Consider the following 26,238-nt stretch of genomic DNA (forward strand, 5'->3'; position numbering starts at 1 on the left):
TACGACCGTTGCCCGCCGGCGTGGTTGCGTCGGCGGGCAACAGTCATACTTGTGGTATTGGGTGGGTTCCGATCAGGCGGCGGAAGAGGCCTTCTTGCGGCCGCGGCGCTTCATCGTGCCGGCCACGGCGGCGTCCGCGTCGAAGATGACGGCCTTGTCGTCCGCATGGAACGTGCCGGTGACCTGCTGGTAGGCGATTTCACCCTCCGGCGCCTCGGGCAGCGTGAAGAACTTGGCGAGGGCTGCGATCGGCGCGGAATCCTTGACGTTCACGGAGCTGGCCTGCTTGCCTTCGGGCTTGCTGAACTTCACCGCGTTCTCCGCCTTGGCGGTGGTGGGGACGATCGCCACCTGACGGGTCTTCTCGTTGACGAGCACCTTCACGTAGGCGGGGTATCCGAGAATCTCCGCGGTGGCCTTGTTGAAGCGGATGGCGCTGCTGGTGAAGGTCATGACGGTCTTGCCGATCGGCTTGACCAATTGCACTTCCTCGAATCCCTGCAATGCGGATGCCATAATAGTCTCCCTGATTGTTTGTCTATTTCCTAAGTAATTACAAGGCTAATTGTATATCAGATGATGGCATATATGGATGGAATATTGTCTGTTAAATACATGGTTTTTGTCTCGTGTATTCAGTGCTAACGGGTGGGTATTTAAGGGGCGGTGTCTCCGGGGGGTGGTGCCTTCGAGGCACATGGCATCCGGTTCAGGCCGTCAACCGAATTGTGAAGATTTACGAGGGCTCTATCCACATTCGTTGAAATCATCATGATGGATGGCGGCGAACCGATACGGTCCGAATATGGATGACATGAACACCGTCGATGCTGCGGCGTCGATGCAGGAAAGCCTGGCGCAGCGCAAGCGCGAGGTCACAAGGCTGTGCGTCGAAGAGGCGATGCGTCTCGACCGGCGGCTGCTGTTCGGCATGACCACATCGCTGATGCTGCAGCAGGTGCCGGTGCCGGCGAGTTTCGACCTCGACCCGCGGATGCTGCACACGGTGTCGAGCTCGGAGCGGCGCAGGAACCGGGTAAAGACGCCGTACGCCCAGGCGCACGTATGGAAGGGCGTCGGCGATGACGCCATCGTGAGGATCAACCGGCACGTCTACGCGCTGGATCTGTTTCAGACGTGGGCGCAGATGGCGGTCCATGTCTCCCTCGAAGACCTGATCGTTCTCGGTGATTCCGTGATCGAGGCCAAGCGGCTGGCCGCCCATGATGCCGACGCTGGTGATGCGCATCGGTCGTTCGTGACGTTGGTCGACGGCATGACGCATTTCAACGGCATCGCGAGGTGCCGGCTCGCATTGCCGTTGATCATGCCGAACGTGGCGTCGCCGCAGGAATCGCGCGGTCATCTCATGCTGCGCCGGCATGGCATCCCCGTGATGCGGACCAATTATGTGGTGCCGGATATGCGGTTCGAATCCGGAGCCGCCATGACCCTGGACGTGGCGTGGCCGGAACACCGTGTGGCCGTCGAGTATGATGGCGACCAGCATCGCGTGGACAAGCGGCAATGGCGGCGAGACCAGGCGAAACGCAATCCGTTGCGCGGTCGGGGCTGGATCATTCTGGAGGCGAATGCCTCCACGTTCGCCGACGAGGCCTCGCAGGCGGAATTCTCGTTCCATGTCGCCCGGGCCCTTGCGACGCGCGGTGCGGTGTTCGACTTCCATGTCGTCGCCATGCCGTTGGAACGGTTGTCCAGACTTGCCGCCCGTGCGTTGCGGTGAGTATCGCCTCTGCCCGATTGGGTGTGGTTCCGATGTGGTCGGCTGGAGTGTATCTGTGCGTGGCCGCGGATGTGGTGTGCACGGCCGTGGATGCGTGTACATCATTCGCCTGATTCGAAGGATCCAGTGGAATGATGGCATGAATCCGTGTCGGCGTTCCGCGTTTCAGGGTTTTTCCATGAAATGCCGACTGCGATGTCGTCGGCATTTTGGGTTGTGGTGCTGAAACGGGTTATGATGGCATCGCCGAGCCGGCGGCTCCGCGCGTGAATCCTTGATATTCCAAGGGTTTTGTATTGCGGGAATGTCGGCGGGTGAAGGAATGCCGATTGGTCCCCGTCGCGATTTGTCGATTATCCTTGAAAATCCGGAATGGTGGCGCGGGTTTTTGCCATCATCGTCCGTTTTCTCCCGCAAAGCTCGAATGGTGTACGGACAATCCGGTGCGCGTGGTCCTCATGTGGAGCGGAGGGAGGCCTGCCATGGTGCCGTGGCGGGTCTCCGTGTCATGATTCATTTCCTGGAGGGCCTCGGTTGGGAGGACCGCGAACCGAAGGAGGGAGATGTGTCCGGGGCATCGTCTGGCGCATGATACGGTATCGCCCCGTGGAATCCGGAGATCTCCACGGGGCGATGGTGCCGACTGCGCCGCAGCCGAACGGATCAGTACGAGGAATCAGTACGTGAAATCAGTAGCTGTGGTTGGTCAGCCAGTAGTTGTACGCCTTGGTGATGCCGCCGTACCGGCCGTTGCAGTAGCCCACGAACCACTTGAACTGGGTCTGGTAGTTGGTGGCCCAGTCCGCGCCTGCGGAGGCCATCTTGCTGCCGGGCAGTGCCTGCGGGAGGCCGTAGGCGCCGGAGGAGGCGTTGGTGGCCTGCGGGTTCCAGCCGGATTCGTGGTTGATGATGTACACGGCGGCGGTGAAGTCCTCTTCGCTGTAGCCGTTGGAGATGAGGTAGTCGTGCGCCCAGGACTGCATTTCGGAGGCGGGCACGGTGGTGCCGAGCGAGGCCGAGCCGCTTGCCGAGGAAGAGGACGACGAGGAGGTGGAGCCGGTGCCGACGAGCACGATCTTGTCCGTCGGGGCTTCCTTCACGTAGGAGGCGAACACGTTGGAGGAGACGACCTTGCCGCCCGCGCGGGTGACGAGGCTGGTGGTCTCCATGGTGCCGGCCTTGCCTTCCTGTTCGACCTTCTCTTGGCCCTTGGGCAGCGCGTCGGTCTCCTTCTTCACGGTGTTGAACGCGATTTCGCTGTCCGAGGTCTCGAGCGTGGCGCCGGCGCGTTCGATGGTGATGACCGTGGATTCGGTGACTTTGCTGGTGAGGGACGGTTCGACGGTGTCGTTCGGGTCGAGCACGATCTCGCCGGCGTCGAGCACGGACTTCACGTCCGTGAAGCCGGAGCCGAGTACGGTGCGGGATTTGCCGTTGATCTTGACGGTGACGTAGGTGGTCTTGCCGTCGATGGCGCCGCGTGCGCCGCCGCGGGAGACGTCCAGCGCGTTGGCGTCCGTCGCGGAGTATGCGGTGATGGGATTGTCATGCTGGGACTGCTGGTAGAAATCACGTGAGACGAAGCCCGCCCCCACGAGCAGTCCCACTGCGGCCACGACTCCCGCTGCGCGCATCCACTGGCGTTTGCTCAGGGATTTCAGCGTGGGCGTGTTCCTGCGATGATTCGCCATGTTGCTCCTTACTTGAGCCTTGTCCGGTCCGCCGCGTCCGGCGTCCGTCGCATTCGACTATTCGATTGTTCGACTACTTGGCACTCACTAATCCACCATTGTAGTAGTGAAGATGAACATTGGCTGGGTCCGTGAAACCGATGGGGGAAGGTGGTGCGGCCTGCCGTGGTTCCGCTGCGAGGGGCCGGTTCGTCGTCGTGGCCCCCGATGGCACCGTACGGCCGTTGTAAGCCCTTTCGCCACGCGATAGGGGGTATTTGTTCCCCCGACCCCGGTACCATGGTCGCCTTGCGCCCCGTGGAGGTTATCGGGGCTGCGTGTGGGAGACACGCAAGGAGAAAGGTGGAACAGGCCCGATGAGTCAGACCGTCCCTCTGGCTGAGAAGACCGCAAGCGATGCCGTCAGACAGTTGAGCGATATTGCGCCAGGCGCAGCTGTCCCGTGTGCTGTATTGGCGCTTCTTCGTCAATCTGGCATTGATGCTGTGCGATGCGTCCATGTTCATCATCGCCGGTGCGACCGTGCTGAACGTCCGTGATGAGGTGGGACCTTATTATTCCGAGCGTTTCGGCTTCGATGTGGGGCTCACGCCGTATCTGGTGGTCGCGGCGGCGGTCTGGGTGTGGTGTCTGCGGCTTTCCGGCGTGTACCACCGCCATGTGATGGGCGACGGCTACCAGCTGAACATGAAGCTGTTCGCCGGCTTGTGCCGTTGCTGGGTGGGCCTGTGCACCGCCACGTTCTTCCTCGACCTGCGGTTCACGCTGGTGGGCGTCGTCTTGGTGGCGTTGTTCGGTGCGCTGCTCACGATGGCGGAGCGTGTGGTGGCGCGTGCGTTCATCACGCGCGATCGCGGGAACGGCGCGTACGCGTACGCCACGGTGGTGGTGGGTTCCCCGGAGGGCATCCAGCGCGTGATGCGGTTCCTGAACAAGCGCGAGCAGCTGAACTACCGCCCTGTGGCGGTGTGCCCGGTGAGGTTCGATCCGGAGACGAACCTCATCGTGGCGGACGATGACGTGGAGCGTCTGCGCGCGCTTGTGCCCGAAGCCGGCCGTGGCGTGGAGCTGATCAGGTACGATGATGGCCATGCGCTCGCCGAGGGGTTCGTGCGCCGTCAGATCCAGACGGTGATGGTGGCGGACGTGTTCCGCCGCTTCTCGGACAATTTCAACACGTTCTCCGTGCGCATGGAGTCGTTGGGTCTTGAACTGGCGTTGATCTCCTCCGCCGCGGATGTGGCGGGCCATGAAACGCAGGTGCGTTCCATCCAGGACACGACGATTCTCACGATCCGTCTGTCCCAGTATTCTCCGGCGGTGCGCATGGTGAAGCGCGTGTTCGATCTGGTGGTCTCGTCGCTGGCGATCCTGTGCTCGCTGATCGTCACGCTGCCGGTTGCGTTGGCCATCAAGCTCACGGACGGTGGTCCGGTGTTCTACACGCAGGAGCGCATCGGCCTGCGCGGGCGTCCGTTCCGTATGATCAAGTTCCGTTCGATGGTGACGAATGCGGACGAGCTCAAGGCGAAGCTGGCCGAGCAGACCGGCCAGGAGGACCGGTTCATCTTCAAGATGAAGAACGATCCGCGCATCACACCGGTCGGCCGGTTCATCCGCCGGTTCTCCATCGATGAGCTGCCGCAGTTCCTCAACGTGTTCAGGGGCGACATGTCCGTGGTGGGCCCGCGCCCGCCGTTGCCGGAGGAGCATGCCCGATACAACCAGGTGTACGCCACGCGCATGCTGGTGAAGCCCGGCATCACGGGCCCCTGGCAGGTGTCCGGCAGGTCTGACCTTTCCGCGGAGGAGAGCGAGCGTCTGGATGTGGCGTACGTGCAGAACTGGTCCATCGGCGGCGACGTCGTGCTCATGTTCCGTACCGTCGGCGCCGTGCTCGGCCATAAGGGGGCGTACTGATCCCCATGACGAACGAGTCTCCCAACCGTATTCCGAAGCGGAAGCCCGGACGCTCCGTCTCCGATTCCGTGAACACGGCCTCGCCCGTTCCCGAGACTTCCGCCACCGGCTCCTCCGAGCCGTCGTTCGTGGTGGCGCCCGATCTGAGCCATGTGCCCGAAGGCTCCCATCGTGGGCGTCGGCGGCGTATGAGCGAGGAGAGCGTCGCTCGGCTGAAGCGTCGGCGTCGTCGGCACCGCATCCTGCTGGCCCTGCTGGTGGCGGTGGCGCTGCTGGCGGCGTGGGCCGCGTTCCTCGCCTATTCGGCCGTGACGGCCAAGCGTGAGCTGCAGGCGGCGGTCGCCTCCGCATCGGGATTGGGCGCCACCATGACGTCCGGTGACACGGACGCCGTGGACGCGACGCTCGAACGGCTGTCCGGACACGTTGACGCCGCGTACGCACAGACCGGCAACCCGCTGTGGAAGCCGCTGGAGTTCATCCCCTATTACGGGTCCGACGTGAAGGCCGTACGCGAGGCGGTGCGCATCATGGCGGACGTGTCCGACAACGCCGTGCCGCAGCTGCAGACGGCCATGGACACCATGCAGGTGAAGGACTTCGGCATACGCGACGGCAAGGTGTCGCTGCCGGGGCTCGAGGACGCCGCCGACGACCTGCGGCTCGCGAACGAGACCATCACCCGCGCGGATGCGGAGTTCCGCCGGCTCGGCGGCACGCACGTGCCGCAGCTCACCGCGATGCTGGACACGGCGAAGGACCGGCTCGACGACGTGGCCACGGTGACGGACACGATCAGCCGGTTCGCGCAGGTCGCACCCTCCGCATTTGACTTGGACGGATCCGACCCGCGCACGTACCTCATCATCGGCGAGAACAACGCCGAAGTGCGCGCCAGCGGCGGCCTGCCCGCCTCCTGGGGCGTCATGACCGTGGACGGAGGCGTCGTCTCCATCTCCGATTTCATCTCGGACACGGCCATCGAACAGCAGCAGGAACCCGTCATACCGCTCACGGACGAGGAACGGTCACTGTTCGGCGACAAACTCGCCACCATCGCGCACGACGTGAACATCACCCCCGACTTCACCCGCACCGGGCGCATCGCCCGGGCCATGTGGGAGCGGACGCAGGGGCGGACCGTGGACGGCGTGCTCGCCGTCGACCCGGTGTTCCTCCAGCGGCTCCTCACGATCACCGGACCGGTGACGCTCACGGACGGCACCACGCTGGACGGCTCCAACACCGTGCGGATGCTGCTGCACGACGAATACCATCGGACCGACGACTACGCCGAACAGGACGCGTTCTTCGCGGACGCCGCCTCCTCCACGTTCCGCAAGGCCATGACCTCGGGAGCGTTGGACCTGAGCCGGCTGCTCACCACCCTGTCCTCCACGGCCGGCGACGGCCACGTGAAACTGTGGCTGGCGGACGAGGGGCTGCAACGCCACCTCGGAAACACGACGCTCGGCGGCGCGCTCGGCACGGCCGAGGGCACGCCCACCGTGGGCGTGTACGTCAACAACGCCTCCCAATCGAAGATGGACTGGTATCTCGAACGCGAGACGACCGCCACCTACGTGGGGGAGCGGGCCGACGGCAGCCGCGACTACGACGTGCACATCACGATGACCAACACGTTCGACGCCGCCGACGCGGCCTCCACCCCGAAGTACGTACTCGGCGACGGCATCGACAGCCTCACCGGCGGCACGAATGCCACCCTCCTGTACGTGACGGCGCCGGCCGACGGCCGGCTCGTCTCCTGGACGCTCGCGGACGGATCGGAGTTCGACAACTTCGTCACCCTGGACGGCCTCACCGTGGCCGTCAAACGCGTGGAGCTCACGCCCGGCGAGACGTTCGAGGCCACCGTGCGCGTCCGCACCTCCACCATGGCCGCCGACGGCACGGCCGCCTCCGCGGACCGGGGGCTCGCCATCCGCCAGACGCCGCGCATCAGGGACGAATAAACGCAAGGCCGTCGCGATCGGACGGCCGCACCCGATCCGATCGGCCATCGGAAAGAAACGAACCGGAAGCGGCCACAACGCCCCTATCCCGTACCAAGCAGAACACACCATACGCAACGCATGAAACACCAGAGGCACACCACAGCACACGCGACCAGTAAGGAGCAGACCATGACCGTAGCCGACATCCTCGAGGCGCTGCGCAAGCACCTCGCCGTGGAACTCGTCGTGCTGCTGGCCGTCCTGGCCGGCGGCTACGCCTACGTCAGCCGGCAGACGCCGCAATACACCGCCACCACGCAGATGTTCGCCAGCGTGAACCATTCCGCCGCATACGGCTCGTCCAACGCCTCGTCCGGCGACGGATCCGACGGCGACGGATCCTCCGCCAAATCCAGCCCCACGGCCGACGCCTCCGGCGACACCAGCTACATTTCCGGCCAGGTGGGCGCCCTGCCCACGCTCGTCACCACGCCCGCCGTACTCCAGCCGGTGATCGACGACCTCGGCCTCGACACGTCTGTGGACGCGCTGGGCGCCCGCATCGCCGTCACCGCGCAGAACACGTACTTCGTGAACGTCTCCGTGACCGACACGGACCCGAAGCGCGCCGCGAAGACCGCCAACGCGGTGAGCCGCAGCCTCAAGGAGCAGATCTCCGACGACTCGTACGCCTCCGAAAAGACGTATGTGCTGAGCCTGCTCAACCTCGCCGTGGTGCGTCAGGCCGAAGTGCCGCAGAATCCCAGCTCGCCGAACGTGAAGTCGTTCATGTTCAAGATGGCGCTCGTGGGCGTGGTCGCCGCCGCATGCGCGGCGCTCGCCATCGAGGCCGCGGACAAGCGCCTGCGCCAGATCGCCGACCTGCAGCGCATCACCGACGCCCCCACGCTTGGCGTGATCCTCAAGGACAACGCGTTCCAGGCCAGCGCCCCCGTGGCGATCTCCGCACCCTCCGGCAGCGCCGCGGAAAGCATCCGCCGCCTCGCCCTGAACCTCATGTTCATCGCGCCGGATCGCACCGAACAGTCCAATGTCATCGTCATCTCCTCCGCCGGCCAGCACGAAGGCAAGACCACCGTGGCCGTGAACCTCGCCGCCGCGCTCGCCGAAAAGGGCGAGAAGGTGCTGCTCGTGGACACCGACCTGCGCCGCCCCTCCGTGGCCAAGGCGCTGAACATCAACGGCAAGGTGGGCCTGAGCCACCTGCTCGCCGGACAGGCGTCCTCCGAGGACGCCATCCAGCAGTACTGGAAGGCGAACTTCCATGTGCTGCCCGCCGGCGACCAGACCACCAACCCGAGCATCCTCATCAACTCGAACGCCATGCGCGAGCTCATGCGTCAGGTGGCCTCCTCCTACGACCACGTGATCATCGACACCACGCCCATGCGCGTGGCCAACGATGCCGCCGTCTTCGCGAAGGAGGGCGCGCGCCTCATCCTCGTGGCCAGCCAGGGCGTGACCGTCAAGAAGCAGCTCAGGGACATCATGCAGGAGTTCACGATGATTGGCGTGGAGCCGGTGGGCACCGTGTTCAACAACGACCACGTCCGCCGCGGCAAGAACAGCTACTACTATTACGGCGACTACGCGGGCGACGGCAAGGGCGGCAGGACGGCCAAGGCCGGTCCGGGCCATTCGGGCGGCAAGGGCGGCAGGAAGGAGCGCGCGTGACCCGACCTGTACCCAGCCGTGTACCCAGACGTGTACTCATCATCCAGGAGGCCATGGGCGGCTGCGGCCGTCACGTGGTGGACCTCGTCACCGGACTCGACCGCGAACGGTTCGACGTCACGGTGATGTACGGCACCTCCCGCATCGACGACTACTACCGTGCCGCGATCCCGCGCATGGCCGAGCACGCCCGGCTCATCCCCTGCGACGATCTGGTGCGGCCCATCAGCCCTGCGCGCGAGCTGCGCGCGCTGCGCGCCGTGATGCGCGTGATGCGCGAGGTCCGTCCCGAAGTGGTGCACTGCCACAGCTCGAAGGCCGGCGTGATCGTCCGCATGGCCGTGCGTCTGTGCGGGCGACGCTACGGGGTGCGCCGCGTGTTCTACACGCCGCACGCCTACTCCTTCCAGGCGCCGGAGTTCGGCGGCAGGAAGCGCTTCGTGTTCGTGGGATTGGAGCGGTGGATGAGCCGCCACGCCACCGCGCTCACGTTCAACGTGAGCGCGGGGGAGCGAGAGGCCGCGCTCGCCGAGCGGCTCGACGAGCCCGGCAAGTTCGAGGTGGTGTACAACGGCGTGGCCGACGCTCCGGTGCCGTCCCGCGCCGAGGCGCGTGCGCTGCTCGGCCTGGACAAGTTGGGCGTCCCGTCCGGGGCTCCCGTGGTGGGTGTGACCGCCCGACTGGTGGAGCAGAAGGATCCGTTGACGGCCGTCGCCGTGATGGCGAAGGTGGTCGCCTCCCGTCCGGACGCGCACCTGGTGATGGTGGGCGACGGCGATCTCGAGGATACCGTGCGTGAGGCCGTCGAGTCGGCGGGCATCGCCGGCCACGTGCATCTGCTCGGCTACCGCTCGGATGCGGAGCATGTGGTCTCCGCGTTCGACGTGTATCTGCTCACCTCCCTGTACGAGGGCATGCCGTATTCGCTGGTGGAGGCGCTGCGTGCCGGCGTGCCCATCGCCGCCACGGACACCACCGGCAACAGCGAGGTGGTGACGCCCGGCGTGAACGGCGCGTTGTTCCCCGTGGGGGATGCGGAGGCCGGAGCCAGGGCCGTGCTGGATCTGCTCGCGGACCCGCTGCCGTCCGAACAGGTGCGCGGCACGTATCTCAAACGGTTCACGTTGGACCGCATGCTGGATACGATCGCCGCGCGGTATGAGGGCGAGGTGCCGGCATGATCCTCATCAAGGTCTGGTACCGGTTCACCGGTCTCATGCTCAAGGCCCTGTACCGTGCAATCTACGGCCGTCATATGCGCTGGGGTCGGGGCTTCCACATGCGCAGGGGATTCCAGGCCACCGTGGAGAACGGCGGCGTGATTACGCTTGGCGACAACGTGTTCTTCAACAACGGGTGTGGGCTGCACGCCCGCAAGTCCATCACGATCGGTGATGAGACCATCTTCGGTGAGAACGTGCATGTGTACGACCACAACCACCGCTTCGCCGACCCGACGATCGCCATCAAGGACCAGGGGTATTCCGAGGCGCCGGTGACGATCGGCCGCCACTGCTGGATCGGCTCCAACGTGACCATCCTCAAGGGCGCACATATCGGGGACAACACGGTCATCGGCGCTGGTTGCGTGATCTCCGGCGACATTCCGGCCGATTCCGTGGTTCGTATGGACGCCGCGCTGTCCGTCACGCCGATTCGCCGCAAGGCGGCGGGTTCCAGTGGCGCGGCGGTTTCCGGCGAGGTGATTGGTACGTCCGTCGTGGCGTCCGATTCTATAGAATCCGTCGGTTTCGGCGGTGCTGAGTCCGGTCTTGCGTCCGATTCTATAGAATCGAACGTTCCCGGCGACGGTCCGGTGCGCGTGCTCGTGCTTGATACGGTGATGGACCGCGGCGGTGCGGAGACCATGATGATGAACTATCTGCGCCACATGGACCGCAGCAAGGTCACGTACGATTTCCTCGTCAACCGCGACTACCACGCCGCCTACGAGGACGAGATCGAACGTCTCGGCGGGCGTATCTACCGCATGTGCCCGATGTACCCCCAGTATTTCGGCCGGTACAAGAAGGAGTTCCGTGAATTCCTCAAGGCGCATCCGGAATACCGGATCATCCACTCGAACCTTGAGGAGCGCAGCTACTTCGGCCTGCGCGAGGCGTACAAGCTGGGTGTGCCGGTGCGCATCGCGCACGCGCACAACCGTCCGGTGGGCTTCGATGTGAAGTCCGTGTTCCGCGAATACTTCCGCCTGCGTCTGCCCAGGTATGTGACGCACATGTTCGCGTGCGGCGAGGAGGCGGGCGATTGGCTGTTCGGCGTGAAGAACCGTGGCCGCGTCATCCAGCAGCGCAATGCCATCGACACGTCCCTGTACCGTTTCGATCCGGCAGTGCGCGCCGAGGTGCGTGGGGAGTTCGGCGTGAAGGATTCCGCGTTCGTGCTCGGGCATGTCGGCAGGTTCTTCCCGCAGAAGAACCACGAGTTCCTCATCGATATCTTCGCCGCCCTGCACAAGATTCGTCCGGACAGCGAATTGTGGCTGGTGGGCGGCGGCGAGTTGAACGACGAGCTCAAGAACCGCATCCGTGCGAAGGCCGATGGGCTCGGCCTGCATGACGCGGTGCGCTTCCTCGGCGTGCGTTCCGATGTGAACCGCATCATGCAGGGCATGGATTCGTTCATCCTGCCGAGCCTGTTCGAAGGTCTGCCGTTCACGATGATCGAGGCGCAGGCCTCCGGTCTGCCGTGCACGATCTCCGACCGCGTGCCCAAGCAGTGCGACGTGACCGGCAACGTGCAGATCGTGCCGCTCGCCGCAAACCCGGACGAGTGGGCGAAGCGCGTGCTGGCGCAGGCCGCTGCGCCGAAGATCGCCGATCGTACGCAAGGACCGGAACTGGTGACGAAGGCCGGCTTCGACATCACGAAGAACGCGGCATGGTTGCAGGACTTCTATTTGGATGCGCTCGCGAAGGCTTCGGGAGGCGATACCGTGCGTGTGAAGGCGGGTGATGTCCGATGAACGGCACCGTTTCCGCCGCACGCGCGGCGAGGATGAGCCGCAAGGAGCGTCGCCAGCGTCGTCTCGCGATGGAGCTGCGCAACAAGAACGCGCTGCTCGCGCTCATCCTCCCGGTGATGATCGCCGCCAAGGTCATGGTGGCGTACCTGTTGCCGCCGAAGTACTTCTATGACAACAACCGCATGCTCGCCATGATGCTGGGCACCGCGGGCGACAACGCGTGGGGCGGCAGCTACGAGATCGCCGCGGACCTGTTCCGCAGTCTGAACTTTGCGGACCTGGAGACCATGGTGGACTGGTCCATCTGCCTGGGCATCATTTTCACCGCTCTGGTGGCGTTCATGATTCTGCGGGCCGAAGCGCCGGACCTGCTGCAGTCGCTGTTCATCCTGGCGACCGTGGGTCTGCTCAACATCTACATATTCACAATCGGCAAGGATATCATCCAGTTCGCGTTCTTCTTCGCCGTGTACGTGGTGCTGTTGCTCCCATTGGACAACGCGCTGGTGAAGGTGCTGCTGAGCGCCGGCATCCTGTATTACGAGAGCACGTTCTTCCGCGAGTACTACATCCTCATTGCCGCACTGATTCTCGCCGTGTACGTGATTCTAGAGTTCTTCCGCAGCCGTCGCCAACTGGGCGTGGGATCGGTGCTGCTCATCATCGTGCTGCTGTTCGCGGTGATCTACGCGATGATGATGACCGCTCAACGGATCATGCCGTCCGAGTATCAGCAGATCATGAATCTGCGTGCCGGATATGACACCGCATTCGGCGACAGCGCCGACTCCGCCACGTTGATTCTCAATCTGATTCCGGGAGACGGCCTTCCGCTGTTCATGGTGAATTATGTCATCAACGCGTTCCGCATGATGATTCCGGTGGAGCTGACGATGCGCGGCGCGTATTATCTGCCGTTCTTCGCCTTCCAGTGCATGGTGACCGCCTACATGGTGAACCTGCTGCGTCAGATTAACCGGATTGACGAGTCGACGTTGTTCCTTGCGGTGTGTGTGTTCCTTGGTTACATGCTGGGCTCGTTCATCTTCGAACCCGATTTCGGTTCCTGGACACGTCATGAGGCGGCCACGTTCCCGGTACTGCATCTGCTGGTGCTCAACCGTTATCAGAAAATTCCGCTCACCCAGAAGGAACGTGTGCTGATTGATGGAGGTGTGTGATGAACGTGAATAAATTGATTCGTTCCGATTGCTTCCGCTATGCGGCGCAATCGTCGTGGAGCACCATGGCGAAACAGCGTCTCATGCAGATGGGATTCCGCTACACCACCGTGCTGCGCAAGGCACAGGCCCATCGCGGTGGTCTCCTGCATTACTGGTACAGGCTGCGATTGCTGCGGATGTCGAAGCAGACCGGCTTCCAGATCGGCTATGGCGCCCGCATCGGTACCGGCCTGTTCATCGGTCATCGCGGCACCGTGATTGTCAACGGCGAGGCCCGTCTCGGCAGCAATGTGAACCTGAGTCCGGGTGTGGTCATCGGACAGGAGAACCGTGGCCGCCGTAAGGGAGTGCCGCAACTGGGCAACCGGGTGTGGGTCGGCTCCAACGCGGTCATCGTCGGCGGCATTCACATCGGCAACGATGTGCTGGTGGCGCCGAACGCTTATGTGAACTTCGACGTTCCCGACCACAGCATCGTCGTCGGCAATCCGGCTCGCGTGATTCACCGCGAGAACGCGACGGAAGGCTACTGCCATAATCAGGTGTCGGACCTTGTTCCCGACGAGGAGTACTCGGTGATGGATGGAGGTGCACGATGACTCATGTCGCATTCTTCTCCGGGGACATCACCCGTTCCGGCGGCACCGAGAACGTCTCCATCTTGATCGCCAATGCGTTGGCCGCGCAGGCCGATGCGGACATGCGGTATTCGTTCATCAGCCTGTTCGAGGAGACCGACGAGCCGTTCTTCGCCATCGATCCGCGGATCGCACGCTGTACGGTGTACTCGACCGTCACCCACGGCATCCAGCATTACTTCGATACGGTGAAGCGGTTGCACCAACTGGTCGCGGACCATCACGTGGACGTACTCATTGACATCGACGGCATCCTCGATATGTATTCGCTGCCGTTGAGGCGCCACACCGGTGTGAAGGTCGTCTCCTGGGAGCATTTCAACTATCTGCAGAATCCGGGTGTACCGTACCGCAAGCTCACCCGCAGGTGGGCCGCACGTAAGGCCGACGCCATCGTCACGCTAACTGAGGCCGATAAGCAGCTCTATGAGAGCAATGCGCACCCGAAGTGCCCGGTCATCGCCATCCCCAACCCGATGAGGACCGTCACCCCGGAACCGCGGTATGACGTGGAATCCCGTACCATCATCAGTTCAGGGCGTCTCACCTACCAAAAGGGCTTCGACATGCTGGTCGACGTGGCGGCCAAGGTGCTGCCGCAGCATCTTGACTGGCGGTGGCTCATCCTCGGCGAAGGCGAAGATCGCCCGATGCTGGAGGAGAAGATCGCTGCGGCAGGACTCGGCGGTCGGCTCGTTCTCAAGGGGCGCGTCGACAACATGGCCGATTACTACCGCAAGGCCGCCATGTTCGTCATGACCTCCCGCTTCGAAGGCCTGCCGATGGTGCTTCTCGAAGCCAAGGCGTACTGGTTGCCCATCGTGAGCTTCGACTGCATGACCGGCCCGGCGGAGATCGTGACCGACGGCGTGAACGGCGATCTGACGCCGGAAGGGGATATCGACGCCACGGCGAAGGCTGTGAACCGTCTTATCAACGATGCGGACAGGCGGGAACGCTACTCCGCCCACGCTCTCGACGACGCCGACAGGTTCAGCATGGACGAGATCCTCGACCAATGGCATGATCTGCTGTCCCGACTCGTCGCGGAAGGTAGGTGACCTATGGCGTCACACTCACAACGCAACTCCAGCATCGAGACGCTGCGCATCCTTGCCATGCTGATGATCGTCACCAGCCATTGCGTGATGTTCACGAACCTTGATGCGCTCGCACTGCCGTTCGGCGTGAACAAGGTGCTCATCGAGACGTTCCTGTACTCCGGTGGCAAGGTGGGCGTGGTCGCGTTCTTCGCCATCTCTGCATGGTACCTGTCCGAAGCCGGGGGAGTGAAGGCAGGACTGTGTCGCGTATGGATTCTGGAACGGGAGATGCTGTTCTGGTCGCTCGTGCTGCTCGCGGCGACGGTGGCGTTCGACCGGTCGCAGGCCGGTGTCCGATTGGCCACTTCCTCGCTGTTCCCCACCATCACCGGACTGTGGTGGTATCCGGCCGCCTACGCGGTGTTCCTGCTGTTCTTCCCGTTCCTGGTTGCCGGACTGCGCGCGTTGGATAAGACCGCGCACGGTGCGTTGGCCATCGTGATGTTCGTGCTGTTCACCGGCCTTGACATGGTCATGCCGCTGTCCGCCGTGGGACTGCCCGGCGGCAACTATCTGAGCTTCGTCTACATCTATGTGATTATCACGTACTACCGCTGGCATATGAGACCGATGCGGGACGTCACCGCATGGTGGATGCTCGGTGGAGGCTACGCGCTCATCGCCGCCGGAGCCGTTGGCGGCGGCGTCCTGTATGCGATGACGGGCCGTTTGCAGGTGCTGCAGGTGTATCTCGGCAAGGTGGAGTTCCGTTTGCCTGTGCTCGTGGTCGGGTTGGCGCTGTTCGTGCTGTTCGAACGGCACGAGTTCCATAACGCAGTGGTCAACACGATTGCGTCCTCCACGTTCGGCGTGTACCTCATCTCCGAATACCCGACGGTGCGCCAATGGCTTTGGCACAACCCGTTGTTTGACTTCGCCGCGCTCGCCGCAGACCATCCAATCGCGCTGATTCCCGCACTCGTCGGCGCGGGGTGCGTGGTGTTCCTCGCCTGCATGGTGCTGGATCAGGCGCGCGGGTTGCTGTTCCGCGTGACCGTGGACAGAAACAGGGGCAAATGGTTCGACAAGCTGACCGGCGCTATCGACGCACGATTCGCGAATCGCAAGGAGACCGTATGAACTGCCATGTGAGTGAGCAGCAGCCCTTGGTGTCCGTCATCGTGCCGGTATATGGCGTGGAACGGTATCTCGACCGGTGTGTGAGCAGCATCGTCGACCAGACATACCGCAATCTGGAGATTATCCTCGTCGACGACGGATCGCCGGATGGCTGCCCGCGGATGTGCGATGAGTGGGCGGCGAAGGATGTGCGTGTCACGGTGATTCATCAGACGAACGCCGGCGTGTCCGCCGCACGCAACCACGGCATCGACGAGGCGCACGGCGAATACCTGTATTTCGTGGACGCCGATGATTTCGTGGAACCGGATCTCGTCGAGACACTGGTCGCACGAGCCATCGCTGACGACGCACAGATCGTGTTCTGTGGGTACGAGACGAATACGCTGCAGCCGGACGGTTCTTTGACGAAGACCGACGAGACGCGTTCGTTCAATCTGACATTCGCGGAGAACACGGTTTTCGCGGCGGGATTCGCGGAACTCGCCGCGGAGCGTTACGCGTATCCCTCATGGAACAAACTGTTCCGCACGGATTTCGTGCGCACGGTCGGCGCACGGTTTCCCGTGGGTGTGGTGGCCGACGAGGATTCTTATTTCGATTTCCCCCTATACGCCGCCGTCGAACGGGTGAGCGTGGTGCCGGATCGGCTCTACCATTATGTGGTGCGTTCAGGAAGTGCCGCCGGACATTATCAGCCGGCCTTGTTCGACAGCCATAAAGCCGTATGGGAGTATGTCTCGCCGATTATCGCCCGATGGAACCCCCCGTTCGCCGTCGTGTTCGACAACCTGTTTCTGGGGGGGGGAGTGGGACTGTGCCTGAACTTCCTGTATGAGGATCATTCCCGCAGCGGCCGGTATCGGCGCGGGCAGGTGCGCGCCATCGCGGACGATGCCACGGTGAGGGACTTCGTGCGCAAAGTCAGACCCATCGGATCGCGCAACAAGCTGGCGGCGATGTGCCTGCGCGGCGGAACCGTGCCTTGCCGCTTCTACGGCTGGTCGATCGCCACACTGAAACGGCTTCGACGCCGATGATGGGGCGACATCGAAGCCGGTGGATGACGGGCGTCCATTCCCCGCGGGCCACCGGCTCTGCGAGATGCCGCGTTTAGCGGATGCGCCGATTCAGCGCGTAATAGGCGCGGGGCCAGTGGCTGAAGCAGAAGATGCGCGCCTTGCGCGCGAACGTCACCTTCGTGTCGCGATAGACGGGGCCGGCGGTCTTTCGTAGCCGTGCGGCGTACTCGCCGATCTGGGTTTTGGGACGGTGCGACCGCACCAGCGAGAACAGCACGTCATAATGCTTCTGCATGCGGTAGTAGGCCATACCCGCGGTATTGGCGCATCCCAGAGTACGAAGCTGCTTGACGATCATCTCGCCGATGGTGATGCGGTCGAAGGAATGTTGCGAGAATGTGCCGTTGGTGATGGATCCGGGGCGCATGCGGTACTGGTAGAGGGCCTTGCCCTCGACATGCACCCGATTGGCGAGATGGAAGGCGATGGCGTTGAAATAGAAGTCCTCGCTGTTGAGTCCGATGGGGAACCGGAGAGCATCGGACCGTTCCAGCAGCGTGACCCGGTACAGCTTGCCCCATGCGCAATCCAGAATGTTCCCGGTGCAGTGGAGGAACTCGTCCAAGGCCTGTTCGCCGGTGAGGGTGCGGGTCGGCGGCACCATCGGGGCGATGACGGTTCCGAGATCCTCTGTCTCCTTGTTGGCGCCGCAGGACACGATATCCGCGTCATGCGCGAGAGCATCGGACACCAGCGTCTCGATCATCTCCGGCGCGATGACATCGTCGCTGTCCACGAAGGAGACGTATGCGCCCCTCATCGCATCGATGCCGCTGTTGCGGGCCGCGGAGAGGCCGCCGTTGCGTTCGCGGTGAATCACACGGATGCGTGTGTCCTTCGTGGCCCACCGGTCGCACAGTTCGGGGCAGTGGTCGGGGGAGACGTCGTCGACGATGATGATGTCGAGATTCCGATATGTCTGATTGACGATGCTGGAAATGCACGCATCCAGATACCGTTCGACGTTGTATACGGGGACGATGATTGAAATCAAAGGGGACTGCGACATGGTTGGCTCCTTTTACCAGCGGGGTCATAACTGTTGCAGGTAACCATGGTCTTCGGGGGGATGGACGGGGATGGGGCGTGGTGGCTGTAGGGGGTGTCAGATATATTGAAGGACGGTCTTCGGCCGCACAAGCCCTGCCCCTGTTTCTCAAAGGACAAGACTCATATGGCTCTGATTGATACCGCGAAACGATACGGAATTCTAACCATCAATGATACCGCGAGTAACTACGGCAACCGTCTCCAGAACTACGCGTTGGAGACGTTGCTGTCCAGCTACGGCACGGCGACGACGATCCAGCATTATCTGGATGCGGCGGACGGTGGTTCTCTTGCGAAGATCAGTGCGCGCAGGAACCTGTCGGAAGTGAAGAAGGCGGTGCTGGGGCATGTGCCGAATCCCGCTAATCTGGAATACCGGCGGCGGTGGGAGGAACTCAGATTCACCGCGAAGTACATCGGCAAATCGCCGGTGACGATCTCGCAGGCCAAGGGGCTTTCCCCCAATGGAAGGGATCTCGACAAGATCGTACTCGGCTCCGATCAGGTGTGGAACGACCGTCACCTGTCCCAAGCGGATCTGAAGATTCGTCTGGGTATGTTCGCCCCGTCCGAACGGGTGATGTCGTATGCGGCCAGCTTCGGCGTCGATCATGTCAGGGAGGAGAACGAGGGCATCTTCCGTCTGGCATTGGAACGCATGTCGATGATTGGTGTGCGTGAATTCCGTGCGAAGGAACTGGTGGAGGAATTGTCCGGTAGGAAAGCCACCGTGGTGCTTGACCCGACGTTGATGGTTCCCGCCGAACAGTGGCGGACAATCACGCGCGGCTTCGTTCCCGAGGGTGAGCGCTATGTGCTCACATACTTCTTGGGGGGCATCTCCAAGGAGCGTGGCGCCGCCATCGAGGCGTTCGCCAAGGCGCACGGTTGCACGGTGCGCAGGATATTGGATCCGTCCGATCCCGAGACGTATATCGCCGGACCGCAGGATTTTGTCGAACTGTTCTCCAAGGCCGCGTATGTGTGTACCGACTCCTATCACGCCTGCTGCTTCTCGTTGCTGTTCGACAAGCCGTTCCGCGTATTCGCGCGCGAAGGTATCAAGCAGAACGACAAGATGAACTCGCGCATGGAGACGCTGTTCCGTCTGTTCGATCTCGATGCGTCCATCGAGAGCGGAGCGGATGTGACGATGCCGGAACTCGACTATGCGCGCATCAGCGCTGAACTGTACCGGCAGCGCACCATCTCCCGCACGTGGTTGGAGCAGGCGCTTCGCTGACAGCGGATGAGGTGCGTGCTTGTAACCAATAAGACATTTCAATTGGCAGAGACGGAGGAAACGACAATGGTCCGATATACGGATGAACGAAACGCGCAGATCCTGATTGCGCTCCTGAAGGAATACGGCATCCGCAAGGTGATTCTCTCGCCGGGAACCACCAATATCCCGATGTCCGGCAGCATCCAGAACGACCCGTATTTCGAGACGTATTCCGCCTATGATGAGCGTTCCGCGGCATATATGGCCTGCGGTCTTGCCAATGAATCGGGCGAACCTGTGGTGCTCTCATGCACTGGCGCCACCGCTTCCCGCAACTATATGCCGGGATTGACCGAAGCCTATTACCGAAAACTTCCGGTTCTGGCGGTTACCTCAATGAATTCTTCCCGAAACGTCGGCAACCTCACTGAGCAGACTCTGGATCGTTCTCAGATTCCGCATGACATCGCCAAGTATTCGGTGAATCTCGACCCTGTGAATAATGTTGCCGACGCTTCCTATGCAGAACTGCTGGTCAACCGTGCCCTTTCCGAATTGTCACGTAATGGTGGCGGTCCCGTTCATATCCAGTTGATCAGCAATTATGCAGCGACGTTCACCACTACCACACTTCCGTTGGTGCGCAGGATCATGCGGTACACCATGGAGAACGAGTGGCCACAATTGGATTCCAATAGCAGAATCGCGATTGTGATGGGAGCCGAGCGTGCCTATAGCAAACAGCAGGAGGCGGTGCTCGACGCTTTCGTGGAGCACCATAACGCCGTTGTCCTGACTAACAATGTGAGCGGTTACCGTGGGAAGCATGCTGTCCGTGGCGCGCTTGCCTGTCAGCAGCTTGTGGAAGGTAATCCGAAAGCGCAGGAACTGCTTCCGGATCTTATCATTCACTTGGGGGAACAAAGCAGTTCGTATGAGATCATGGGTTATCTGGATGGCAAACCGATTAAGGTATGGCGCGTATCCGATGATGGTGAATTCAGGAGACGATTCAAGCGGCTTGATGCGGTGTTCCAGTGCTCCAAGGAAACCTTCTTTGAGCATTATTCTCAGGGCGATAGCTTCTCGGATAATCCGTATGAGTTTTCGTGGAGACAATACGATGAGAGACTGCGTAAGACGATTCCGGACTTTCCTTTCTCGAATTTGTGGATTGGCAAGCAACTGTCCGGTAAGATACCATCGAATAGCGTCGTCCATTTCGGTATTCTGAACTCGGCACGGTCATGGAACAACTTCGAATTTGATTCTTCCGTCGAGACGGCTTGCAATGTCGGCGGTTTTGGTATCGATGGGGCATTATCCACACTCATCGGAGCAAACCTTGCTCGTCCCGATAAACTGCATTTCGTGGTACTGGGAGACCTCGCGTTCTTCTATGATATGAATTCGCTTGGCAATCGTTACGTGGGACGAAATGTCCGAGTTCTGCTCGTCAATAACAATGTCGGTGCGGAATTCAAGGTATCCACCCACATCGGCTCCCAGTTCGGCGAACAGACCGATGATTTCATCGCCGCAGGACGGCATAACATCGATCATTTCGAGGATCGTCTCACCCGAGGCAAGCCGGGACATGGTCCGTCGCCGGCGCAGGCGTGGGCCGAGTCGCTTGGATTCCGTTACCTGTCGGCCGGAAGCAAGGAGGAGTTCCTCGCCGTGAGCGACGAGTTCCTTGCCGAGGACGGCGACCGCCCGATTCTGTTCGAATGTTTCACCACGGCGGCGGACGAGGACGCCGCGCATGAGATGGTGCTGCATATCGACAATACGCGCACACTGAAGGGGGAGGCGAAGCAGGCGCTGAAGAAGGTGCTCCCCACGAACGCGTTGCGTCAGCTGAAGAAGGCCATCAAGTAGCCGATATGGGTGAGAAGAAACGATTGGCCGTGAACATGGCGGCCACGGCCATCGCCTTTGCGGTGCAGTTCGGCGTCAACTTCTTCCTGACACCGTACATTGTCAGCACGCTGGGGACGACCGCCTACGGGTTCGTGCCGTTGATCAACAACATCATCGGCTACACGACGATTCTTACCACCGCGCTGAACTCCATGGCGAGCCGGTACATCGCCTTGGCATACAACCGTGATGACATGGACAAGGCGAACATGTACTTCAAGTCGGTGTTCATCGCCAACTCGCTGCTCGCCGTCGTACTGGCCGTGCCGGGATTCCTGTTCTCCGCGTTCCCGCAGTGGATTATGAACGTGCCGGCGAACCTGCTGGACGATGTACGGTGGGCGTTCCTCTTCTCCATGCTGGGAGCGGAGATCTCGCTCGTGCTATCGGTGTTCGGCTGCGTCTACTATGTACGCAACCGGTTGGAGAAATCCTCCCTGAGGAACATCGAATCCAACCTGTTGCGCGCGGCGGTTCTGATCGGTCTGTTCGCGGCGCTCCAGCCGAAGATCTACTACATCACCGCCACGATGCTGATCGTCACCGTATACAATTGCGTGGCGAACATCCACTACACGAGGACGTTGACGCCGGAACTCGGCGTGCGCAAAGGTCGGTTCAGCGGCAAGGCGGTCAAGGAACTGCTGTCGTCCGGCGTGTGGAACTCCATCGACTCACTCAGCTATACGCTGCTCGTCACATTGAGCCTGTACCTGGCGAATCTATTCGTCGGTCCGCAGATCGGAGGCGAATATTCGCTGGCGAAGATGGTCCCCAGCGTGCTTGTGTCGTTGGGCAGCACCATGGTCGGTGTATTCGCGCCGCAGCTCATGCAGTACTATGCCAAGGACCGGCAGGAGGATTTTCACCGGTTCATGGCGTTCTCCCTCAAGACAACGGCGGCCATGTACACGTTGCCGGTCGGTTTCCTGATCGTCTTCGGTACGTCGTTCTTCGATTTGTGGGTTCCCGGCCAGAACGTGGGGTTCCTGCAATGGATGTCCGTGCTGACGCTGATCCCCACCCTGTTCTCCTGCGGCGGCATGGTGCTGAACAACGTGTTCATCGTCACGAGCAAGCTCAAAGTGCCTGCCTTGGCGTTCCTCGTGTGCGGCATGCTGAACATCGTCATCGTCATTCCGTTGCTCGCATGGACCGATGCGGGCATCTGGGCGATCATCCTCGTGCAGGCGATACTCGACACCCTCAAGAACTTCCTGTTCCTGCCGTGGTACGCGGCGAGATGCCTGGACTACGCGTTCCCGCGCATGTTCTGGACGTTGACCCGCAGCACGCTGTGCCTGATTCCCGTGGTGCTCATCTGCATGGTGTACGAGCAGATCTTCGCGGTGACGAGCTGGCTGGACTTCTTCATCGCGGCGGCGGTCTGCATGTCGGTCGCCTTGGCGGTGAATTGCCTCATCATGCTGAACAGGGAGGAACGCAAGCGGTTGCTCGGGTTCCTCCGCCGCAGGCGTGGGTGAAGTCGGCGGATTGGCTGCCCTCACCCACGCCTGACCGCGGCCTTCTCCAGATAGAAGTGTTCCATGGAACGTGCGACATCGACCATGTCGAATCCCGCCTCCCGCAGCTGTGCTGAATGGTCGGTGCGCGGCACGGACGCCAGAATGTCGCGCAGTTGGGTGGCCCACGCCTTTGCCCCGTCATCCAGATTCCTGAACGTGACAAGATCCACGGTATTCGCCGTGGCAGTCATATTGGTTGAGGCGAGGCAGGGGAGGCCGGAACACTGCGCCTCCTGCAGTACGACGGGGAATCCCTCATGCAGGGAGGGCAGTATGAAGGCGTCCATGGCCTGATAGTACGGTGCGACGTCCTTGTGGTTCCCTCCGAGCATCTTCACATGGTCGGTGAGGTGCCGTTCGGCGATGCGCTGCGTGACCTGATCGCATAGTATGCCATCGCCGACGACGACGAGTGCGGAATCGGGATTCATGTCATGATATTCGGCGAACACGTCGATGAGGAACAGGGGATTCTTCTCCTCTTTCAACCGGCCGCAATACCCGATGACCGTGGTGTTCCCGCCGATTCCCCATTCGGCACGAATCGAGTCGCGCGTCGCCGTGTCGAAGGCGAAGTGCTTGGTGTTAATGCCGTTCCTGATCCACGTGTAGGGCTTGCCTGGGAACATGAATTCCGCCGCCGTGTCAGAGCACGCGAAATAGTCGGTGACGTCGGCCCTGATCTCATGATTGGCGATTATCGTATGCAACCCGGCTTTCAACCGATGCAACGCTGATTGACCGGAAGTGAAATCAAGGCTGCCACCATTATGTGAATGCAGGATCCTCAACGGAATGCCGGCCTTTTGGGCCACAGCGAGCGGTGTGGCATAGGGAAAATTCGCGTGAACGTGCACACCGGCTATCTCCGGGTGGGAACGGTAGAATTCAAGCAAGGCCTTGTTCGCTCCGAATGGTTTCTCCGAGGCCGTGTACATCACCCGGTGAATGTGTCCTCCCATGGAGAGGATTTCGTCCTCGAACGCAAGAGGCGATGCCGCGTGGTTGGCGAGAAAATCGAATTGCACCTTCGACCGGTCGATGTTCCGGTAGAGGTTCATCATGAATGTTTCGATGCCGCCAAGACCGGACAGCATCCCCCATTGCAGGATTCGAACGGGTGCGGAGGTGGACATGAAAGAGCCTTTCACATGATTAATTGTTTATTTGTGGAAGAGCTTGCGCCTGATGCGACGATATTGGAATTTAAAATCGCCGATGAGGATAGTTCTCCGATGATTGGTGCGGTGTTTCCACTTGATGGTTTTGAAATTGTCTTTGGTCACGTTATTGACCGGAAGAACGGTGAACAGACCGGGCAGAATCTGGATTACCGCATCCCCCCCCCTCCTGCGAGCCAATGTGGGGTCGACGTCCATATGGCGACGTTGCAGATGCATGTACATGAGTTCGCGCGTCCTGAATTCACCAAGACGATAGTATGAGCGGCTGAGCACACCGTCTTTCCATGTGTAGACCGCGCGCATTGGACGCTCCGTCATGTAGGCATCCAACGTTGCATCGTAATGGGTCAGCTGGAATATGCTGCTGCGAGAGTCGGTGTTTGCGGACAAATCGCATTTGAAGATGGGAAGGCCGTTCTGGTCGAAGATACGATTCACGTTCGTCGGCAGATAGCTTTCGTCGAACGTGAATGCCCGATTCTCTGCGAGCACTTTGCGATAGATTAGTTCGCCATTCAGCGGCAGCATGAATGCCTTGTTGGCGTCGTCATCGTTCTTGTAGATGGAACAGTGTCCTTGCGCGAAGATTTTCTCGTACCGATCCAGCATATCGTCAGTGATGAAATCGCTGAGCTTGCCGAAGATCAGGTCACAGTCGCAATGCCCCCAGTGCGAGTATTCGGTCAGATAATCGGCGAAGAGCAGCCCGTATGCCGGTCGGTAGTCACAGAGCTTATAAGGCTTTTCCAAGCTGATGGGGAAGTCGAAGCATCGTCGTGCGCGTTCCTGCATATCCTTGAACGTCTCATAGTGGACATGCACGTTATCCGGGTAGTTGTAATCCGTGTGGTCGTCGGTGAAGATGAGCCAGTCATAGTCCGAGTTTTTGTCGCAACTGTCCAGAAAAAGCTGGAAATAGTTGGGGAACTTACCGTAGTAAGGAATGATGAATGCGCATTTATTCACTGGGGTCGTCCTTTTGGCAGTTGTATTGCGTAATGCTGATAAGATTGTTTAAGATGCGCCGTGCCGTTCGAAAGATTGAGGAGCGATTATGTCGAACCATGCTCCTGGATTCCGATCGATGGTTGCACGGAACAGTGTCTGACGTATTAGATCGATACCGATGCAAGCCGTATACAGACCGATGCTGATGAGTGTGATGATGGCGATTGGCATCGGCGTATCTGCGATGCGGTGGAGCGGAAACAGCTTCGTCCAAAGGAGGAACTCGGCTTCAGGTGTATCCGTGATCAGATAGATGGCGAATGTTCCTGAGGCCATACGGTCGATAATCGGCCAATGATGTGGCGTAAGCCGGTTGACGCCAAGGAAGATGACGAAGGACAGAACGATGACAGGAAGACTATGCCAATCCTGCATGGGCGTCCAAAGACGACCGGCTATGCGGACGTCCATGCGCAAGACGTATAGGAGGATGAGCAATGCCAGTGACAGCGCTCCTGCGACCAGCAGGACGCAGGAGCTGGGTCGTTGCGTCCTGCAGGCGTACCAGCGGATGTAGCAGGTGAGGGTGGCCAATGCCAGCAATCCCATGATGTCGGAGGAATCCTTCAAGGCCCAGCCGACATACGGCAGATACTGCACGAACCCGAAGAACACAGCCAGAAAGATGGCGAGTACGCCATGTTCGTGTGCCGGTAGCGCCTTCAGCACGGTAACGAGGAACGGCAGCGCGAGTATGAGCAGCACGTAGTCGCTGACGAACCACCATTCACCCGTAATCACGGGAAAGAGACGGGCGGCGAATGTCGTGGGCGAGAAGGTCCCCAGCATCGGGGCGCAGACGAGATAACACAGCACGCTGTAGAACAGAATCTCACGTTCCAGAATCCATACCCGGCGGCATGAACCCCTGAACGTGAGTTGACGGTCCGCGAGGAACCAGATGCTGATGATGAAGAATAGACAGACCGCCGTCTTGCCGACCAAGATGCCTGCGAATTCGAGAAAAACGCGACTTGGGACACTATCGATCATATCGAGGCCATCGCCGTTATGCACGATGGCATGATGGAACACGATGGCGAGCATCGCTAGCAGGCGCAGCAGCTCGAGGCTGGAGTTACGTCGTTTCGGCATAGGCGGTTCCGGCGCTCATCTTTCTGTCGTGTATTCCGGCGTGGAGACGTTGCGTCACCCTCGTTGCATCACCCTATCGGGGGCGGTCGGCCATTCTATAGGGGGTATTGGATAAGTATGCCGGTACTGTCCTGAAATTGATATGT

The 26,238-nt window shown here is 61.1% G+C and carries 20 protein-coding genes; 14 read left to right on the forward strand and 6 right to left on the reverse strand.

What is annotated here, in order from left to right; all coding sequences use genetic code 11:
- Positions 1-72: 72 nt before the first annotated feature.
- Positions 73-516 carry a hypothetical protein gene (locus JS531_RS02380; RefSeq protein WP_214312084.1) on the reverse strand — a complete coding sequence of 148 codons (444 nt, stop codon included), beginning with the start codon at positions 514-516 and terminating at the stop codon, positions 73-75.
- A 298-nt stretch (positions 517-814) separates the two neighbouring features.
- On the opposite strand from JS531_RS02380, the gene JS531_RS02385 reads away from it, so the two are divergent.
- Entirely contained in the window at positions 815-1,744 is a 930-nt protein-coding gene (locus tag JS531_RS02385; protein WP_240541987.1) for an endonuclease domain-containing protein, read from the forward strand.
- 689 nt (positions 1,745-2,433) lie between these two features.
- On the opposite strand, the gene JS531_RS02390 is transcribed toward JS531_RS02385, so the two are convergent.
- Positions 2,434-3,435 (reverse strand): phage tail tip lysozyme, encoded by a 1,002-nt coding sequence (locus JS531_RS02390; RefSeq protein ID WP_214312086.1) that lies wholly within the window; start codon positions 3,433-3,435, stop codon positions 2,434-2,436.
- Positions 3,436-3,915: 480 nt separating this feature from the next.
- Between JS531_RS02390 and JS531_RS02395 the strand changes: the two genes are divergently transcribed.
- The 10 genes from JS531_RS02395 (at position 3,916) to JS531_RS02445 (ending at position 17,039) form a co-directional block, all read left to right on the forward strand.
- Positions 3,916-5,355 carry a sugar transferase gene (locus tag JS531_RS02395; protein WP_214312299.1) on the forward strand — a complete coding sequence of 480 codons (1,440 nt, stop codon included), beginning with the start codon at positions 3,916-3,918 and terminating at the stop codon, positions 5,353-5,355.
- A 5-nt stretch (positions 5,356-5,360) separates the two neighbouring features.
- Positions 5,361-7,331 (forward strand): DUF4012 domain-containing protein, encoded by a 1,971-nt coding sequence (locus JS531_RS02400; protein ID WP_214312097.1) that lies wholly within the window; start codon positions 5,361-5,363, stop codon positions 7,329-7,331.
- Positions 7,332-7,502: 171 nt separating this feature from the next.
- Positions 7,503-9,008, forward strand: coding sequence for a polysaccharide biosynthesis tyrosine autokinase (locus JS531_RS02405; RefSeq protein ID WP_214312113.1), 1,506 nt, complete (start codon positions 7,503-7,505; stop codon positions 9,006-9,008).
- Positions 9,005-10,189 (forward strand): glycosyltransferase, encoded by a 1,185-nt coding sequence (locus JS531_RS02410; RefSeq protein WP_346427750.1) that lies wholly within the window; start codon positions 9,005-9,007, stop codon positions 10,187-10,189. The genes JS531_RS02405 and JS531_RS02410 overlap by 4 nt, the downstream gene beginning before the upstream one ends.
- Positions 10,186-11,994, forward strand: a complete 1,809-nt coding sequence (locus tag JS531_RS10945; RefSeq protein ID WP_240541988.1) for a glycosyltransferase — start codon at positions 10,186-10,188, stop codon at positions 11,992-11,994. Before JS531_RS02410 ends, JS531_RS10945 begins: the two co-directional genes overlap by 4 nt.
- Positions 11,991-13,175 carry a hypothetical protein gene (locus JS531_RS02425; protein ID WP_214312115.1) on the forward strand — a complete coding sequence of 395 codons (1,185 nt, stop codon included), beginning with the start codon at positions 11,991-11,993 and terminating at the stop codon, positions 13,173-13,175. Before JS531_RS10945 ends, JS531_RS02425 begins: the two co-directional genes overlap by 4 nt.
- Positions 13,175-13,777, forward strand: a complete 603-nt coding sequence (locus tag JS531_RS02430) for a serine acetyltransferase (RefSeq protein WP_240541999.1) — start codon at positions 13,175-13,177, stop codon at positions 13,775-13,777. Before JS531_RS02425 ends, JS531_RS02430 begins: the two co-directional genes overlap by 1 nt.
- Entirely contained in the window at positions 13,774-14,877 is a 1,104-nt protein-coding gene (locus tag JS531_RS02435; protein ID WP_214312117.1) for a glycosyltransferase family 4 protein, read from the forward strand. The genes JS531_RS02430 and JS531_RS02435 overlap by 4 nt, the downstream gene beginning before the upstream one ends.
- A 3-nt stretch (positions 14,878-14,880) precedes the next feature.
- Positions 14,881-15,999, forward strand: coding sequence for an acyltransferase (locus JS531_RS02440; RefSeq protein WP_214312119.1), 1,119 nt, complete (start codon positions 14,881-14,883; stop codon positions 15,997-15,999).
- Positions 15,996-17,039 (forward strand): glycosyltransferase, encoded by a 1,044-nt coding sequence (locus tag JS531_RS02445; RefSeq protein WP_214312306.1) that lies wholly within the window; start codon positions 15,996-15,998, stop codon positions 17,037-17,039. Before JS531_RS02440 ends, JS531_RS02445 begins: the two co-directional genes overlap by 4 nt.
- Positions 17,040-17,112: 73 nt before the next feature.
- Here the strand turns inward: JS531_RS02445 and JS531_RS02450 are convergent, their stop codons facing one another.
- Positions 17,113-18,090: a glycosyltransferase gene (locus JS531_RS02450; protein ID WP_214312121.1), complete on the reverse strand. Its 978-nt coding sequence runs from the start codon at positions 18,088-18,090 to the stop codon at positions 17,113-17,115.
- Positions 18,091-18,195: 105 nt separating this feature from the next.
- Here JS531_RS02450 and JS531_RS02455 point away from each other — a divergent pair, with 105 nt between their 5' ends.
- The 3 genes from JS531_RS02455 to JS531_RS02465 all read left to right on the forward strand — a co-directional run bounded on the left by JS531_RS02455 (position 18,196) and on the right by JS531_RS02465 (position 22,763).
- Positions 18,196-19,374: a polysaccharide pyruvyl transferase family protein gene (locus tag JS531_RS02455; protein ID WP_214312123.1), complete on the forward strand. Its 1,179-nt coding sequence runs from the start codon at positions 18,196-18,198 to the stop codon at positions 19,372-19,374.
- Between the two features lie 66 nt (positions 19,375-19,440).
- Complete coding sequence (locus JS531_RS02460) at positions 19,441-21,237, forward strand: thiamine pyrophosphate-binding protein (protein ID WP_214312131.1); 1,797 nt, start codon at positions 19,441-19,443, stop codon at positions 21,235-21,237.
- A 5-nt stretch (positions 21,238-21,242) separates the two neighbouring features.
- Complete coding sequence (locus JS531_RS02465) at positions 21,243-22,763, forward strand: lipopolysaccharide biosynthesis protein (RefSeq protein ID WP_214312133.1); 1,521 nt, start codon at positions 21,243-21,245, stop codon at positions 22,761-22,763.
- Between the two features lie 20 nt (positions 22,764-22,783).
- On the opposite strand, the gene JS531_RS02470 is transcribed toward JS531_RS02465, so the two are convergent.
- The 3 genes from JS531_RS02470 to JS531_RS02480 are packed head-to-tail and all read right to left on the reverse strand — an operon-like array spanning position 22,784 to position 26,092.
- On the reverse strand, positions 22,784-23,941 hold the full coding sequence (locus tag JS531_RS02470) for a glycosyltransferase (RefSeq protein WP_214312135.1): 1,158 nt from the start codon (positions 23,939-23,941) through the stop codon (positions 22,784-22,786).
- 27 nt (positions 23,942-23,968) lie between these two features.
- Entirely contained in the window at positions 23,969-24,955 is a 987-nt protein-coding gene (locus tag JS531_RS02475; RefSeq protein WP_214312136.1) for a DUF6625 family protein, read from the reverse strand.
- A 48-nt stretch (positions 24,956-25,003) separates the two neighbouring features.
- Complete coding sequence (locus JS531_RS02480) at positions 25,004-26,092, reverse strand: acyltransferase family protein (RefSeq protein ID WP_214312138.1); 1,089 nt, start codon at positions 26,090-26,092, stop codon at positions 25,004-25,006.
- Between the last annotated feature and the right edge of the window lie 146 nt (positions 26,093-26,238).

Source organism: Bifidobacterium sp. CP2, from assembly GCF_018555635.1.
In the GTDB taxonomy this organism is placed as follows: Bacteria; Actinomycetota; Actinomycetes; order Actinomycetales; family Bifidobacteriaceae; genus Bifidobacterium; species Bifidobacterium saguinibicoloris.